The organism is Bradyrhizobium zhengyangense (assembly GCF_022012435.1).
GTDB lineage: Bacteria > Pseudomonadota > Alphaproteobacteria > Rhizobiales > Xanthobacteraceae > Bradyrhizobium > Bradyrhizobium zhengyangense.
On the sequence record NZ_JAKLUA010000021.1, the window covers coordinates 57,497 to 72,589 of the forward strand.

A 15,093-nucleotide genomic window follows, 5' to 3' on the forward strand; every position below is an offset into this window, starting at 1 on the left:
TCTCATGGCTACCTACGATCTCGTCGTCATCGGCACCGGACCTGGCGGTTATGTCTGCGCGGTGCGCGCCAGCCAGCTCGGCATGAAAGTCGCCGTGGTCGAAAAGAACGCCACGCTCGGCGGCACCTGTCTCAATGTCGGCTGCATGCCCTCGAAGGCGCTGCTGCACGCTTCCGAGATGTTTGAGGAGGCCGGGCACTCCTTCGCCAAGATGGGCGTGTCGGTGTCATCGCCGAAGCTCGATCTTCCCGCGATGATGAACTTCAAGCAGCAGGGCATCGACGGCAACGTCAAGGGCGTCGAGTTCCTGATGAAGAAGAACAAGGTCGACGTGCTCAAGGGCACCGGCAAGATCATCAGTGCCGGCAAGGTCGAAGTCTCCGCCGACGGCAAGTCGCAGGTGATCGAGACCAAGAACATCGTCATCGCCACCGGCTCGGATATCGCGCGGCTGAAGGGCATCGAGATCGACGAGAAGCGCATCGTGTCCTCGACCGGCGCGCTGTCGCTCGACAAAGTCCCCGGCAAGCTGCTGATCGTCGGCGCCGGCGTGATCGGCCTCGAGCTCGGCTCGGTGTGGAAGCGGCTCGGCGCCGAAGTCGTCGTGGTCGAATTCCTCGACCGCATCCTGCCCGGCATGGACGGCGAGATCGCAAAGCAATTCCAGCGTATCCTCGAGAAGCAGGGCTTTGCGTTCAAGCTCGGCGCCAAGGTCACGGGCGTTGACACCTCGGGCAAGACGCTGAAGGCGACGGTCGAGCCCGCTGCCGGCGGCACCGCCGAGACGATCGAGGCCGACGTCGTGCTCGTCTGCATCGGCCGCGTGCCCTACACCGATGGCCTCGGCCTGAAGGAAGCCGGTGTTGCGCTCGATCCGCGCGGCCGCGTGCAGATCGATCCGCATTTCGCCACCAGCCTGAAGGGCGTCTATGCCATCGGCGACGTCGTCGCCGGTCCCATGCTCGCGCACAAGGCCGAGGATGAGGGCGTTGCGGTCGCGGAGATCATCGCCGGGCAGGCCGGCCACGTGAACTACGACGTTATCCCAGGCGTCGTGTATACCACTCCGGAAGTGTCCTCCGTCGGCAAGACCGAGGAAGAGCTCAAGCAGGCCGGCGTCGCCTACACCGTCGGGAAGTTTCCCTTTACCGCCAACGGCCGCTCCAAGGTCAATCAGACCACCGACGGCTTCGTGAAGATTCTCGCAGATGCGAAGACCGACCGCGTGCTCGGCGTGCACATCATCGGCATCGAGGCCGGCGAAATGATCCATGAGGCCTGCGTTCTCATGGAGTTTGGTGGCAGTGCGGAGGATCTCGCCCGCACCTGCCACGCGCATCCAACCCGCTCGGAGGCCGTCAAGGAAGCCGCGCTTGCAGTCGGCAAGCGGGCCATCCATATGTAGGCCACGCCCAGAGCCGAATCGGGCGGGACATCACATGTTGCGCCGCCTTCTTCAACCGGTCTGGGTCCTGCTGGCGATCATCTTCCTGATCGAAGCTTGGCTGTGGGACCATCTCGAGCCGATCGTCGCGCGGGTTGTCGCACTGATCCCGCTCGCCCGCGTCAAGCAATGGCTGGCCGACCGCGTCGATGCGCTGTCGCCCGCCATGACGCTGATCGTGTTCGTGGTGCCGATCATCCCGCTGTTTCCGCTCAAGCTGATCGGCCTGTGGCTGCTCACCCATGAATATTGGCTGACCGGCGTCTCCACGTTCCTGTTCGCCAAGATGCTCGGCGTCGGCGTCACCGCCTTCGTGTTCGACGTCACGCGCGACAAGCTGCTGGAGATGCACTGGTTCGAGCGGCTCTACGAGTTGGTGCTGCGGCTGCGCGCCAAGGCGACCGAGATCGTCGATCCGGTCAAGAGCCGCATCCGCGAGCTGGTCAAGGGCAACGGCGAAGGCTGGTCCTCGCGCACCCTTCGCCTGATCCAGCGCTTCCGCAAGAGCGTGCGCGAGGCGCGGTAAGCGCCATCGCTCCTCTATGACCGTCACCCTGAGGTGCTCGCCTCTTCGGCGAGCCTCGAAGGGCGACGGCCCGGCTGCATCTCGGCCGCTCCTCCTTCGAGGCTCCGAGCGCAGTGCTGATGCACTGCGCTCCTCGCACCTCGGAATGACGGGTCTAACGTCGAGTTCGCTGCCTCACCTCTCACCCGTGCAGATGCAACAGATGCGGCGCCCATGCGCCGAGCACGGTCATGCCGAGGCCCGCGAGCGTCAGAAGGCCTGCGATCCAGGCGAGCGGCAGCATGCCGGTGATGATCGTCGCCGATGCCAGCACGATGCCGATCTGGAAGGCGGCCGACGCCAGCTCGAAGTGATGATATTTCGCGGTCGCCTCGTCGCGCTGGTGCTCGGCTTCCTTGGCTTTCTCGGCGAGCTGCTCGGTGCCTTCGCCGGTCTCGGGCTCGGAGCGGTAGCGCGCCGCGGTCTTCTGCCACTCGTCGATCTGCTTCTGCACCGCGGCCTTCATGGCGTCGTCGGCGGCAGCGCCCAGCGTCAGCTTGCCCTGGTCGGCCGCGGTCTGCACCACGGTGCGGCGGATGCTCTTGGCCTGGAAGAACGCCCAGAGGTTGGAGGCCTCGACATTCTTGCTGATCGATTCGGTCTGGGCGCCCTTGCCGAGCGTTTCCGAGATCGCCAGGAACAGTGCCAGCACCGCGATCAGCAGGGCGATCTTCTTGTTCTCGCCGGATGCGTGCTCGGCATGCTCGGCGTGCTCCATGCTTTCGTGTGCGCTCATGAATCCCTCCTGTCTCGGTTCCGCAACGATTGACCGAACCGCGCGGCCTGCGCAAGAGGCATGCTTGGCAAGAGTTCTTGGATGACAGCTTGATGTCAGGATTCAGCGAGCCCTTCAGCGCCGTGGATGCGCGTTCGCATAGACCTCGAGCAGCCGCTCGGAATCGATGCCGGTATAGATCTGCGTGGTCGAGAGCGAGGAATGGCCGAGCAATTCCTGGATCGCGCGCAAATCGCCGCCGCGCGAGAGCAGGTGCGTGGCGAAGGAATGGCGGAGCGCATGCGGCGTGGCGCTGTCGGGCAAGCCCAGCGCGCCGCGCAGCCGCTCCATCGCGAGCTGGATGATGCGCGGGCTCAAGGGACCACCGCGCGCGCCGACGAAGATCGGCCCCTCAGGCGGTAGCGTATACGGACATATGGCGACATATTCGTCGATCAGTGCCAGCACATTCTGCAGCACCGGCACCATGCGCGTCTTGTTGCCTTTGCCCGTCACGACGAGCACGTCGCCTTCACCTGATTTCGGCACCTCGCGGCGCTTCAAGCCGAGCGCCTCGGAGATGCGTAGGCCCGAACCATAGAGCAGCGCCATCACCGCGGCGTCGCGCACCAGGATCCAGGTCTCGCGCTCCTCGCCGGCGCGCTCGTCGGCGTCAGCCAGGCGTTTTGCCGACGCCATCGGCAGCGGCTTCGGCAAGGTTTTTGCGACCTTCGGCGCGCGGATCGCGGAGAGCGCGCCGACCTTGCCCTTGCCTTCGCGCTCCAGGAAGCGGCCGAAGGAGCGCAGGCCCGCCAGCGCGCGCATCAGGGAGCGGCCGGCAATATCATCGGCGCGGCGCATCGCCATGAAGGCACGGACGTCAGTCGCTTCGAGCGAAGCGAAGCGTTCCAGCGTCACGCGCTCACCCCAATGCGCGCAGAGGAAATCCAGGCATTGCCGCAAGTCCCGGCCATAGGCTTCCAGCGTCTTCGGCGACAGCCGGCGCTCGGCGCCGAGATGCGACAGCCAGCGCGCCATCTCCTGCGCGATCGAGGGATCGGCGCTGGCGAGCTCGATCTGGGGGGCGGCCGCTTTGCTCATGCGCTCTGGACGTGGTGATTCCGCACAGTATATCGCATCACATCAGTTTATCGTTCGCTAAGGCCGCCTCAGGGCGTTAGCCTTGAGGCCCCCGGGTTCCGATTCTCCTCGCATGGACCATTCGCCGCGCCACACCGCCTCCGCCAACGCGACCCGCATGGTCGACGTGCTGGTGCCGGTCGCGCTCGACCAGACCTATTCCTACAAGGTGCCGCGCGGCATGGAGCTGAAGGCGGGCGATCTCGTCGGCGTGCCGCTCGGGCCGCGCGAGGTGCTCGCCGTGGTCTGGGGCGAGAACGCCAATCCCGATCCGCGCCTGCACAATCGCCTCAAGGAGGTCAGCGAGAAGCTCGATGTTGCCTCGCTGAAGCCCGAGCTGCGCGCTGTTGTCGACTGGGTCGCCAATTACACGTTGAGCCCGCGCGGCATGGTGCTGCGCATGTGCCTGCGCATGGGCGAGAATCTCGGCCCCGAGCGCGTCCGCGCCGGCGTGCGGCTAACAGGCGATCCTCCGCGGCGGCTGACACCGGCGCGGGCGCGCGTCATCGAGGTGCTGTCGGATCGGCTGCTGCATGGCAAATCCGAGGCCGCCAAGGAGGCCGGCGTCTCCGCCGGCGTGATCGACGGCCTCGTTGATGAAGGCACGCTGACGGTCGAGCCGATGCCCCCGCCGCCCCCGCCGCCGGTCCCCGATCCGGAGTTCGGCCGGCCGGATTTTTCGCCGCTGCAGCGCGCCGGCGTCGATGCGATGCGCGCGCTCGCTGCCAACGGCACCTTTCACGTCGCGCTGCTCGACGGCGTCACCGGCTCCGGCAAGACCGAGGTCTATTTCGAGGCCGTCGCCGAAACCATCCGCCGCGGCAAGCAGTCGCTGATCCTGATGCCGGAGATCGCGCTCACCGGTCAGTTCCTCGATCGTTTCGCGCAGCGCTTTGGCGTGCGCCCGATCGAATGGCATTCCGAGCTGACACCGCGCACCCGCGCGCGCAATTGGGCGGCGATTTCCGAAGGCACCGCGCCGGTCGTGGTCGGCGCGCGCTCGGCGCTGTTTCTGCCCTACGCCAATCTCGGCCTCATCGTCGTCGACGAAGAGCACGACCAGGCCTACAAGCAGGACGAGGGCGTGCATTATCACGCCCGCGACATGGCGGTGGTGCGCGCGCATATCGCAAAAATCCCGATCGTGCTGGCGTCCGCCACGCCCTCGGTCGAGTCGGAGGTCAACGCGCGCAAGAACCGCTATCAGCGCGTTGCGCTGCCGTCGCGCTTCGGCGGCCAGCACATGCCGCATATCGAGGCCATCGACCTGCGCCGCGAGCCGCCGGCGCGCGGCCGCTATATCTCGCCGCGGCTGGCGTCAGAGATCAGAAAAGCGATCGAGAAGCGCGAGCAGGCGCTGCTGTTTCTCAATCGTCGCGGCTATGCGCCGCTGACGCTGTGCCGTGCTTGCGGCCATCGCTTCGCCTGCACCATCTGCGATGCCTGGCTGGTCGATCACCGCTTTCGCCAGCGCCTCGTCTGTCACCATTGCGGCTTCTCGATGCCGCGGCCCCCAACCTGTCCGCATTGTGCCGCCGAGGAATCGCTGGTTGCCGTCGGCCCCGGCGTCGAACGCCTGCAGGAGGAAGCGGCCGCGCTGTTCCCTGATGCGCGCACCATGGTGCTGTCGAGCGATCTCATCACCTCGATCGAGACGATGCGCTCCGAGCTTGCCGAGATCGCGGAAGGCCGCGTCGACATCATCATCGGCACGCAGCTCGTTGCCAAGGGCCACAATTTCCCGCGGCTCAATCTGGTCGGCGTGATCGATGCGGATCTCGGCCTCTCCAACGGCGATCCGCGCGCGGCGGAACGCACCTGGCAATTGCTCAACCAGGTGATCGGCCGCGCCGGCCGCGAGCAGGGCCGCGGCGTCGGCTATCTGCAAACGCACCAGCCCGATCATCCGGTCATGAAGGCGCTGATCGCCTGCGATCGCGAAGCCTTCTACGACAGCGAGATCGACCTGCGCGAACGCACGCTCTATCCGCCGTTCGGACGCCTCGCCAGCCTGATCATTTCCGCCGGCGATCGTCCGAGCGCGGAAGGCCTCGGCCGCAAGCTCGTTTCGCTCGCGCCGCGCGACGAGCGCGTGGTGGTGCTTGGCCCCGCCGAAGCCCCGCTCGCCGTCATCAAGGGCCGCTACCGCTTCCGCATCCTGGTGAAATCGGCGCGCGGGTTTGATCTGTCGGATTATTTGCGCAACTGGCTCGCGGTGTGCCCGAAGCCGAAGGGCAACCAGAAGCTCGAGGTTGACGTCGATCCGCAGAGCTTTTTGTAGCCCCACTGTCATTCCGGGGCGCGCGCAGCGCGAGCCCGGAATCCATCGGGCGGCAGAGTTGGTGGATGAATGGATTCCGGGTTCGCGACTTCGTCGCGCCCCGGAATGACAGCACACAACAAAAAAGCCCGCCGTCCCCCGGGACAGCGGGCTCTTTTCACGCGCGGCGCTGTTTGCGCCGTTAGGAGACGACTTCCGCCGTGACGCGGCCGACGCCGGCACCGGTGAGGCCGATGGCGCGGGCGGCACCGGTGGAGAGGTCGAGCACGCGGCCGCGAACGAACGGGCCACGGTCATTGATGGTGACGATGACGCTCTGGCCGCCATGGGTCACACGAACCTTGGTGCCGAACGGCAGGGTACGGTGCGCCGCGGTCAGGGCGTTCTGGTTGAAGCGCGCGCCCGAGGCGGTGCGGCTGCCGGATTCGTTGCCGTAATAGGAGGCCATGCCGGAGAAGCTGCGACCGGTGCCGGACGACGGTGTCATCGACGCATTGGCATTGCGCCAATCGGAGGTCGCGTTGGAAGCGTCCTGGTCCTGGTGGCGGTGGTGGTGAGAACCCCGGTGGTGATGCCTGGATTTGGCGGAAGCTTCGGTGGCAGTTCCACCGATGAGGAGAGTTGCAGCGACGAAAGCGATCGCCGTACGCGGCCGGGTCACGGTGCCCAGCGTCTTCAAAGACAGCATTTAGTGGTCCCTACGCTAGTATTGCCACATATGTGGCTAGTGGAGCCCCCATCAGTTTGTGAGCGGGTTGGCGTTTCGATTCCCAATGAGGCATGAATTGGGCAGTAAATCCGATCCGTGTCGTCATGAAATATCTTGTGATCTGAATCGATATTCAGCCGATGTTCCGTAATCTTTCACTTTAACGATTTGTTAACTGATCTATTACTTGTGAATACTGTAAAGCGAAGTTGTTACTCTTCACGTTTAGAATTGGGTAAGTATTCGGCGGGCGGTTCCTGTCCGACCATGGTCACGGCTCAGCGAGCCGTGTTCATGGCGGCTATGCGCTGAGAGCAGGAACGAAAGGGTGGGCTCCCGGAGGAAAGGCTCGCGGCAATTCCGTGGCATGGCAGGCCGTCGCAGCGGTCGCGATGAGCTGCTCGCGACGTGCGACGAACTGGCGACAGATCGTCGTGCCTTTAATTTGGCGTCATGTTGCACGTGCGCGCCTGCTATGTTAGCAAAGCCGCGATTTTAACGAGCCCGGCACTTCCCGTGCTGGTCGAAAATCGAAGTCCCGCTTGAATTCCAAGGGCTTGGATCGCTAGGCGCCGCTTCGTGGCGACGGTTTTTCCCTTGCGAATTTGACAGCTAAAAGAGCGCGTCTGTGGCTGCAGAAGATACGTCCGTTTCAGGTGTGTCGGGCCGTTATGCAACGGCCTTGTTTGAACTGGCTCGTGACCAGAAAGTGGTCGACGAGGTCAAGGCCGATCTCGAGAGGTTCGAGGGGCTATTGACCGAAAGCGCCGATCTGAAGCGCCTCGTCCGCAGCCCGGTTTTCGCGGCCGATGCCCAGTCCAGGGCCCTTTCGGCCGTTCTGGACAAGGCCGGCATCGCCGGCATCACCGCCAATTTCCTCAAAGTGCTGACCGCCAACCGCCGCCTGTTCGCGGTGGCTGACGTCATCCGCGCCTATCGCGCCCTCGTTGCCAAGTTCAAGGGCGAGGCGACTGCGGATGTCACGGTCGCGGAAGCGCTCTCGGACAAGAATCTCGACGCTCTCAAGGTTGCCCTGAAGTCGGTGACCGGCAAGGACGTCGCGCTCAACGTGAAGATCGATCCCTCGATCATCGGTGGCCTCGTCGTGAAGCTTGGCAGCCGCATGATCGATAGTTCGCTTCGCACCAAACTCAATTCGATCAAGCACGCGATGAAAGAGGCAGGCTGATGGACATCCGCGCCGCGGAAATTTCCGCGATCCTCAAGGACCAGATCAAGAATTTCGGCCAGGAAGCTGAAGTCTCCGAAGTCGGACAGGTGCTGTCCGTCGGCGACGGTATCGCTCGCGTCTACGGTCTGGACAACGTCCAGGCCGGTGAAATGGTCGAGTTCGAGAACGGCACCCGCGGCATGGCGCTGAACCTCGAAACCGACAACGTCGGTGTTGTTATTTTCGGTGCCGACCGTGAAATTAAGGAAGGCCAGACCGTCAAGCGCACCCGCGCCATCGTGGACGCGCCGGTCGGCAAGGGCCTGCTCGGCCGCGTCGTCGACGCGCTCGGCAACCCGATCGACGGCAAGGGCCCGATCCAGGCCGACAAGCGTATGCGCGTCGACGTCAAGGCGCCCGGCATCATTCCGCGCAAGTCGGTGAGCGAGCCGATGGCGACCGGCCTCAAGGCGATCGACGCCCTGATCCCGATCGGCCGCGGCCAGCGCGAGCTGATCATCGGCGACCGTCAGACCGGCAAGACCGCGATCGCGCTCGACACCATCCTGAACCAGAAGCCGCTCAACGCGCAGCCGGACGAGAACATCAAGCTGTACTGCGTCTACGTCGCGATCGGCCAGAAGCGTTCGACCGTCGCACAGTTCGTGAAGGTGCTGGAAGAGCAGGGCGCGCTCGAATACTCGATCATCGTCGCCGCCACCGCCTCGGATCCGGCGCCGATGCAGTACATCGCGCCGTTCACCGGTTGCACCATGGGCGAGTATTTCCGCGACAACGGCATGCACGCCGTCATCATCTATGACGATCTGTCCAAGCAGGCCGTCGCCTACCGCCAGATGTCGCTGCTGCTGCGCCGCCCGCCGGGCCGCGAAGCCTATCCGGGCGACGTATTCTATCTGCACTCCCGCCTGCTCGAGCGTGCGGCGAAGCTGAACAAGGACCAGGGTTCGGGCTCGCTGACCGCGCTGCCCGTGATCGAAACCCAGGCCAACGACGTGTCGGCCTACATTCCGACCAACGTCATCTCGATCACCGACGGCCAGATCTTCCTGGAAACCGACCTGTTCTTCCAGGGCATCCGTCCTGCGGTGAACGTCGGTCTGTCGGTGTCGCGCGTGGGTTCGTCCGCGCAGACCAAGGCCACCAAGAAGGTCGCCGGCAAGATCAAGGGCGAGCTCGCGCAGTACCGCGAAATGGCGGCTTTCGCGCAGTTCGGCTCCGATCTCGACGCCTCGACCCAGCGCCTGCTGAACCGCGGTTCGCGCCTGACCGAGCTCCTGAAGCAGCCGCAGTTCTCGCCGCTGAAGATGGAAGAGCAGGTCTGCGTGATCTGGGCCGGCACCAACGGCTATCTCGATCCGCTCCCGGTCAACAAGGTGCGCGCGTTCGAGGATGGTCTGCTCTCGCTGCTGCGCGGCAAGAACGTCGAGATCCTCAATTCGATCCGCGACAGCCGCGATCTCTCCGACGACACCGCTGCCAAGCTGAAGTCGGTGGTCGAAGGTTTCGCGAAGAGCTTCGCGTAAGTGCCGTCATGGCCGGGCTTGGTCCCGGCCATCCGCGCCTATCGGCGTGTGAGGCACCACGTGGATGCCCGGGACGAGCCCGGGCATGACGACTGGATAGGTTTGCGATCAGGCCAGAGGGTCGGATCGTCGGGGACGAAGAATGGCGTCACTTAAAGACATGCGCGTCCGCATCGCCTCCACCAAGGCGACGCAAAAGATCACCAAGGCCATGCAGATGGTCGCGGCCTCGAAGCTGCGCCGCGCGCAGACCGCCGCGGAAGCTGCACGTCCCTATGCCGACAAGATGAGCGCGGTGATCTCCAACATCGCCAGCGCTGCTGCGGGTTCGCCCGGCGCGCCGACGCTGCTGGCCGGCACCGGCCGCGACCAGGTTCACTTGCTGCTGGTCTGCACCGGCGAGCGCGGCCTGTCCGGCGCCTTCAACTCGTCGATCGTGCGTCTCGCCCGCGAACGTGCCCAGGCGCTGATGGCGCAGGGCAAGGAAGTGAAATTCTTCTGCGTTGGCCGCAAGGGCTACGAGCAGCTGCGCCGCCTGTTCGACAAGCAGATCGTCGAGCATCTCGACCTGCGCAGTGTGCGTCAGCTCGGCTTCGTCAACGCGGAGGACATCGCCAAGAAGGTTCTGGCGCGGTTCGACAACGGCGAGTTCGACGTCTGCACGCTGTTCTACTCGCGCTTCCGCTCGGTGATCGCGCAGGTCCCGACCGCCCAGCAGGTCATTCCGCTGGTCGTCGAGGAGGGCGCAGCCGCCAACACGACGTCTTACGAATACGAGCCGGAGGAGGACGAGATTCTCACCCGTCTTCTGCCGCGCAACCTTGCGGTCCAGATCTTCCGTGCGCTGCTCGAGAACAACGCCTCGTTCTACGGCGCGCAGATGAGTGCGATGGACAACGCCACGCGCAACGCCGGTGAGATGATCCGCAAGCAGACGCTGGTCTACAACCGTACGCGTCAGGCGCAGATCACCAAGGAACTGATCGAAATCATCTCGGGCGCCGAAGCCGTCTAGCCAGGACGCATCGGTACCCATCAATGCAACATCCCGGTCGATTGACCGTGGCTTACTAGTTCGGATCGAAGGAGACATTCAATGGCAGCCCAGGTCGGTCGCGTCACCCAGGTCATCGGCGCCGTCGTCGACGTGCAGTTCGAAGGCCACCTCCCGGCCATTCTCAACTCGCTCGAGACCAAGAACGGCGGCAACCGCCTGGTGCTCGAAGTCGCCCAGCATCTCGGTGAGTCCACCGTCCGCACCATCGCGATGGACACCACCGAAGGTCTGGTCCGCGGCCAGGAAGTGACCGACACCGGTTCGCCGATCCGCGTTCCCGTCGGCGAAGGCACGCTCGGCCGCATCATCAACGTCATCGGCGAGCCGATCGACGAAGCTGGTCCCGTCAAGACCGAAGGCCTGCGCGCGATCCACCAGGAAGCGCCGACCTATACCGACCAGTCCACCGAGGCTGAAATTCTCGTCACCGGAATCAAGGTCGTCGACCTGCTCGCTCCCTATGCCAAGGGCGGCAAGATCGGCCTGTTCGGCGGCGCCGGCGTCGGCAAGACCGTGCTGATTCAGGAGCTGATCAACAACGTCGCGAAGGCGCACGGTGGTTACTCCGTGTTCGCCGGCGTCGGCGAGCGCACCCGCGAGGGCAACGACCTCTATCACGAGTTCATCGAGTCCAAGGTCAACGCCGATCCGAAGAATCCCGATCCGAGCGTGAAGTCGAAGTGCGCGCTGGTGTTCGGCCAGATGAACGAGCCCCCGGGCGCCCGCGCCCGCGTCGCGCTCACCGGTCTGACCATCGCGGAAGACTTCCGCGACAAGGGGCAGGACGTGCTGTTCTTCGTCGACAACATCTTCCGCTTCACCCAGGCCGGCTCGGAAGTGTCGGCGCTCTTGGGTCGTATTCCCTCGGCCGTGGGTTATCAGCCGACGCTCGCGACCGACATGGGCGCGCTGCAGGAGCGCATCACCACCACGCAGAAGGGCTCGATCACCTCGGTGCAGGCCATCTACGTTCCGGCCGACGACTTGACCGACCCGGCGCCGGCGACCTCGTTCGCCCACTTGGACGCGACCACGACGCTGTCGCGCTCGATCGCTGAAAAGGGCATCTATCCGGCGGTGGACCCGCTCGACTCGACCTCGCGCATGCTCTCCCCGCTGGTCGTCGGCGAGGAGCACTATTCGGTCGCCCGTCAGGTCCAGCAGGTGCTGCAGCGCTACAAGGCGCTCCAGGACATCATCGCCATTCTCGGCATGGACGAGCTTTCGGAAGAGGACAAGCTGACCGTGGCCCGCGCCCGCAAGGTCGAGCGCTTCATGTCGCAGCCGTTCCACGTCGCCGAAATCTTCACGGGTTCGCCGGGCAAGTTCGTCGATCTCGCCGACACCATCAAGGGCTTCAAGGGCCTGGTGGAAGGCAAGTATGACCACCTGCCGGAAGCCGCCTTCTACATGGTCGGCACCATCGAAGAGGCGGTCGAGAAGGGCAAGAAGCTGGCGGCGGAAGCCGCCTAAGCTGGCGAATTGCTGATGGGGAGTGGCGAATAGCTGCTCCCTCGTCTGCCTCTCGCCATTCGCTACTCACCATTCGCAGGTTTGTTATGGCCACCTTCCACTTCGATCTCGTCTCTCCGGAAAAGCTCGCCTTCTCGGGCGAGGTCGATCAGGTCGACGTCCCCGGCTGGGAAGGCGATTTCGGCGTGCTCGCCGGGCATGCTCCTTTCGTGGCTGCGGTGCGGCCGGGTATCCTGACCATCATCTCCGGCGGCCAGAAGCAGAAGGTCATCGTGCTCGGCGGCCTTGCGGAAGTTTCCGACGATCGTCTCACCGTGCTCGCTGACGTCGCGACCTCGCTGGACGAACTCGATCGGGCGCAGTTCGCCGACAAGATCGCGGAAATGCAGGAGAAGCTTTCAGAGCACGAAGGCTCCGAGCTCGATCTCGCGATTGCGCGGCTCGACCACTACAAGAGCATCCAGCAGGAGCTCAACACGACGGCGATGCACTGACGCTGCGTCGCGCCCGCGTCGCGCCGCGCGGCCTTTCAGAATTCTGCAACAAAATCAGCGCTCGTTACGGAAGTGGCGGGCGCTGAAACTTTGTTGCACCGCGCCGGAGATGGCGGCATTCTGCGCCCGCAGATTTGTTCCAGGGCTGGGTGCAGATGAAACGCAAGATCGCGGCGATTTTCGCGGCTGATATTGCCGGCTACTCGAGGCTCGTTGCGGAGGACGAGGAAGAGACGCTGCGGCGTCTGGCGTCCTACCGCGAGGTCATCGACGATTTCATCGCAAAGGCGAGCGGCCGCATCTTCAACACCGCAGGCGATGCCGTGCTCGCGGAATTCCCGAGTGCGGTCGACGCGGTGCGCTGCGCGATCGACATCCAGGAGAGCTTGCGAACCCGCAACATGGCCTATCCGCCGAGCCGGCAGATGTCGTTTCGTATCGGCATCACCATCGGCGACGTCGTCGAGCGCGATGGCGATCTGCTCGGCGACGGCGTCAACATCGCGGCTCGGCTCGAGGGTTTGGCTGAAGTCGGCGGCATCTGCGTCTCCCGCGCCGTGCACGAGCAGGTTGCCAACAAGCTGTCGGTGCAGTTCGCCGATATCGGCGCGCAGGAAGTCAAGAACATCCCGACGCCGGTGCACGCCTACATGGTCGCGATGCGGCGCGAGGACGGGACTTACGCAACGCCGCAGGTGAAGAAAGTCGCCAAGGCTGCGCCTGCGCCGAACTGGATGTGGCCGCTGGTGGTCGGCGTGGTCTCCGTCGTCGCCATCGGCGTCGGCGGCTTCCTGTATTTCACCAAGCTCGAGACCTCACACGTCACGTCCAGCCCGGCAACGTCCACGGCCGCTGCACCCGCATCGAGGCCGGCAACGGCGCCGTCACCCAGCCCGACGCCGACGATGGCTGCAAAGGCGCCGGCACCTTCGCCGACCCCGACATCGGCGCCGACCCAAACGGCTGCCGCGACACCGACGCCGATCCCGTCATCGCCCGCTGCCTCCACCGGCAAGATCGCGGTGGAGGCGGTGCCGTTCATCGGCGAGCGCCAGCGTGCCTTTCTCAGCAACGAATACGCGGCCGCTGGAGATCACAAGGCTTATGCCTTGAACATCGGCGGGTTCTTCGGCACGGCGCTCAATCAGCCGACCGAGGAGGCCGCGCGCAACGGCGCGGTCGACCAATGCCAGAAGCGCGCGGACGCCGCGCAATCGCCGCGGCGTTGCGAGCTCTATGCGGTCGGCAACAAGGTGGTCTACAGCCACGGTGGTCCGCCGATGCCGCCGCAGCCCTGGTTTCGGCACGACGCCATCACCGAGCGCGCGTTTGCGCCGAAAGATTTTCCAATGGTGCGCGAGCAAGCCAGAACCAGGCTCGAAAACATTTACATGCAGGCGGCGAAATCACGTTCGGTCGCGCTTGGTCCGGGCGGACAATATTTCATGGCGCTGGGAGCGACCTCGGTCGACGATGCCGCGCGACGCTCGCTGGAATCCTGCGGCGCGATCGCGGGCGCTGCCTGCATGACCGTGGCGGTCGACGACGTCTTCGTCGTGCCGGTCCCGACCCTGCTGAGGGTCACCGGCTTCTTCCACGCCGCCACCAATCCCTCGATCGTGGCCGATGCGCGCGATGAAGTCGTGCGCAAGCTCGGCGACGCCATGGGCTGGAATGCGGTCGCGGTCGGCACCGCCGGCCGCCCCGGCCTCGGCCTAAAGGCCGCCGAGGAGCAGACCGCGATCAGCGGCGCGCTCGCCGACTGCGGCAAGCACGACAGCGACTGCCACGTGATCGCGGTCGGCCCGTTCACGGTGGGGCCGCTGAATTAGGGCGAGCGTAGCGCGATTGCTCTGATTTCGCCCGATTTGTCCGCGGCTTGGTTTCGACCACCGCGCATTTCGCCCGCAATCCCCGTTCTACTGTGCATGGGGTTGTTGTCGCGTCTTCATTTGGCGAAGGGCGCGAACTCTTGCGCCACTGCCCGGTAGACCTCGCGGCGGAACGGCACCACGATGTCGGCGACGCGGTCGAGGCGCTCCCAGCGCCACGCATCGAACTCGGCGGGCTGGCCGTTGCGCGGCGTCAGCGGGTCGATCTCGTCATCCTGACCGGTGAAGCGCAGCGCGAACCATTTTTGGCGCTGGCCACGATATTTCGCCAACCGGTGCGTCTGCGGTCCGTCATAGGGCGGGAATTCGTAAGCGAGCCAGTCGGTCTCGCCGAGATAACAGGCGCTGACGACATTGGTCTCCTCCCAGAGCTCGCGCATGGCCGCATCGCGCAAGACCTCACCCTCGTCGACGCCGCCTTGCGGCATCTGCCAGTCGAGTCCGGGCAGGATGATCTCCGGGCCGTCGCCCTTGAAGCGGTGCCCGACCAGCACGCAGCCGTCGGCATTGAACAGCGCGATGCCGACATTGGGACGGTAGGGTTTTTCGTTGGTCACTGCTGCATCTTTCGTCATTCCGGGGCGCGCGAAGCGCGAAGCCGGAAT

At 64.8% G+C, this 15,093-nt stretch carries 13 protein-coding genes; 9 read left to right on the forward strand and 4 right to left on the reverse strand.

Features of this window, described 5'->3' with window-relative positions:
- Positions 1-4: 4 nt before the first annotated feature.
- Positions 5-1,405, forward strand: coding sequence for a dihydrolipoyl dehydrogenase (gene lpdA, locus L6637_RS36555; protein ID WP_237873721.1), 1,401 nt, complete (start codon positions 5-7; stop codon positions 1,403-1,405).
- A gap of 34 nt (positions 1,406-1,439) precedes the next feature.
- Positions 1,440-1,970 (forward strand): hypothetical protein, encoded by a 531-nt coding sequence (locus L6637_RS36560; protein WP_237861224.1) that lies wholly within the window; start codon positions 1,440-1,442, stop codon positions 1,968-1,970.
- Positions 1,971-2,151: 181 nt separating this feature from the next.
- On the opposite strand, the gene L6637_RS36565 is transcribed toward L6637_RS36560, so the two are convergent.
- Together L6637_RS36565 and L6637_RS36570 are read right to left on the reverse strand one after the other, a co-directional pair.
- Entirely contained in the window at positions 2,152-2,745 is a 594-nt protein-coding gene (locus L6637_RS36565) for a DUF4337 domain-containing protein (protein ID WP_237861225.1), read from the reverse strand.
- A 114-nt stretch (positions 2,746-2,859) separates the two neighbouring features.
- On the reverse strand, positions 2,860-3,825 hold the full coding sequence (locus tag L6637_RS36570; protein ID WP_237861226.1) for a tyrosine recombinase XerC: 966 nt from the start codon (positions 3,823-3,825) through the stop codon (positions 2,860-2,862).
- Positions 3,826-3,937: 112 nt separating this feature from the next.
- Between L6637_RS36570 and L6637_RS36575 the strand changes: the two genes are divergently transcribed.
- Positions 3,938-6,145, forward strand: coding sequence for a primosomal protein N' (locus L6637_RS36575; RefSeq protein ID WP_237861227.1), 2,208 nt, complete (start codon positions 3,938-3,940; stop codon positions 6,143-6,145).
- A 181-nt stretch (positions 6,146-6,326) separates the two neighbouring features.
- Here L6637_RS36575 and L6637_RS36580 read toward each other — a convergent pair whose 3' ends face one another.
- Positions 6,327-6,833, reverse strand: coding sequence for a septal ring lytic transglycosylase RlpA family protein (locus tag L6637_RS36580; RefSeq protein ID WP_237873724.1), 507 nt, complete (start codon positions 6,831-6,833; stop codon positions 6,327-6,329).
- Positions 6,834-7,482: 649 nt separating this feature from the next.
- Between L6637_RS36580 and L6637_RS36585 the strand changes: the two genes are divergently transcribed.
- From L6637_RS36585 to L6637_RS36610, 6 genes are all read left to right on the forward strand, one after another.
- Positions 7,483-8,043, forward strand: a complete 561-nt coding sequence (locus L6637_RS36585; RefSeq protein ID WP_237861231.1) for a F0F1 ATP synthase subunit delta — start codon at positions 7,483-7,485, stop codon at positions 8,041-8,043.
- A complete protein-coding gene (gene atpA, locus L6637_RS36590; RefSeq protein WP_237861232.1) occupies positions 8,043-9,572 on the forward strand; it encodes a F0F1 ATP synthase subunit alpha in 1,530 nt (509 codons plus the stop codon). Before L6637_RS36585 ends, atpA begins: the two co-directional genes overlap by 1 nt.
- 142 nt (positions 9,573-9,714) lie before the next feature.
- The gene (locus L6637_RS36595; RefSeq protein WP_237861234.1) at positions 9,715-10,587 is read left to right on the forward strand and encodes a F0F1 ATP synthase subunit gamma; all 873 of its coding nucleotides are present in this window, start codon (positions 9,715-9,717) and stop codon (positions 10,585-10,587) included.
- A gap of 81 nt (positions 10,588-10,668) precedes the next feature.
- Positions 10,669-12,102 (forward strand): F0F1 ATP synthase subunit beta, encoded by a 1,434-nt coding sequence (atpD, locus tag L6637_RS36600; RefSeq protein ID WP_237861235.1) that lies wholly within the window; start codon positions 10,669-10,671, stop codon positions 12,100-12,102.
- Positions 12,103-12,188: 86 nt separating this feature from the next.
- Positions 12,189-12,596 (forward strand): F0F1 ATP synthase subunit epsilon, encoded by a 408-nt coding sequence (locus L6637_RS36605; protein WP_237861236.1) that lies wholly within the window; start codon positions 12,189-12,191, stop codon positions 12,594-12,596.
- Positions 12,597-12,751: 155 nt separating this feature from the next.
- A complete protein-coding gene (locus L6637_RS36610; RefSeq protein WP_237873726.1) occupies positions 12,752-14,428 on the forward strand; it encodes an adenylate/guanylate cyclase domain-containing protein in 1,677 nt (558 codons plus the stop codon).
- A gap of 116 nt (positions 14,429-14,544) precedes the next feature.
- On the opposite strand, the gene L6637_RS36615 is transcribed toward L6637_RS36610, so the two are convergent.
- The gene (locus L6637_RS36615) at positions 14,545-15,045 is read right to left on the reverse strand and encodes an RNA pyrophosphohydrolase (protein WP_237873730.1); all 501 of its coding nucleotides are present in this window, start codon (positions 15,043-15,045) and stop codon (positions 14,545-14,547) included.
- Positions 15,046-15,093: the final 48 nt, after the last annotated feature.

Excerpts from the sequence above, each read along its gene's own strand:
- L6637_RS36570 (WP_237861226.1), bottom strand. The coding sequence starts at position 3,825 with ATGAGCAAAGCGGCCGCCCCCCAGATCGAGCTCGCCAGCGCCGATCCC.
- L6637_RS36560 (WP_237861224.1), top strand. The coding sequence starts at position 1,440 with ATGTTGCGCCGCCTTCTTCAACCGGTCTGGGTCCTGCTGGCGATCATC.
- L6637_RS36565 (WP_237861225.1), bottom strand. The coding sequence starts at position 2,745 with ATGAGCGCACACGAAAGCATGGAGCACGCCGAGCATGCCGAGCACGCA.
- L6637_RS36605 (WP_237861236.1), top strand. The coding sequence starts at position 12,189 with ATGGCCACCTTCCACTTCGATCTCGTCTCTCCGGAAAAGCTCGCCTTC.
- L6637_RS36580 (WP_237873724.1), bottom strand. The coding sequence starts at position 6,833 with ATGCTGTCTTTGAAGACGCTGGGCACCGTGACCCGGCCGCGTACGGCG.
- atpD (WP_237861235.1), top strand. The coding sequence starts at position 10,669 with ATGGCAGCCCAGGTCGGTCGCGTCACCCAGGTCATCGGCGCCGTCGTC.
- L6637_RS36610 (WP_237873726.1), top strand. The coding sequence starts at position 12,752 with ATGAAACGCAAGATCGCGGCGATTTTCGCGGCTGATATTGCCGGCTAC.
- L6637_RS36595 (WP_237861234.1), top strand. The coding sequence starts at position 9,715 with ATGGCGTCACTTAAAGACATGCGCGTCCGCATCGCCTCCACCAAGGCG.
- lpdA (WP_237873721.1), top strand. The coding sequence starts at position 5 with ATGGCTACCTACGATCTCGTCGTCATCGGCACCGGACCTGGCGGTTAT.
- atpA (WP_237861232.1), top strand. The coding sequence starts at position 8,043 with ATGGACATCCGCGCCGCGGAAATTTCCGCGATCCTCAAGGACCAGATC.
- L6637_RS36575 (WP_237861227.1), top strand. The coding sequence starts at position 3,938 with ATGGACCATTCGCCGCGCCACACCGCCTCCGCCAACGCGACCCGCATG.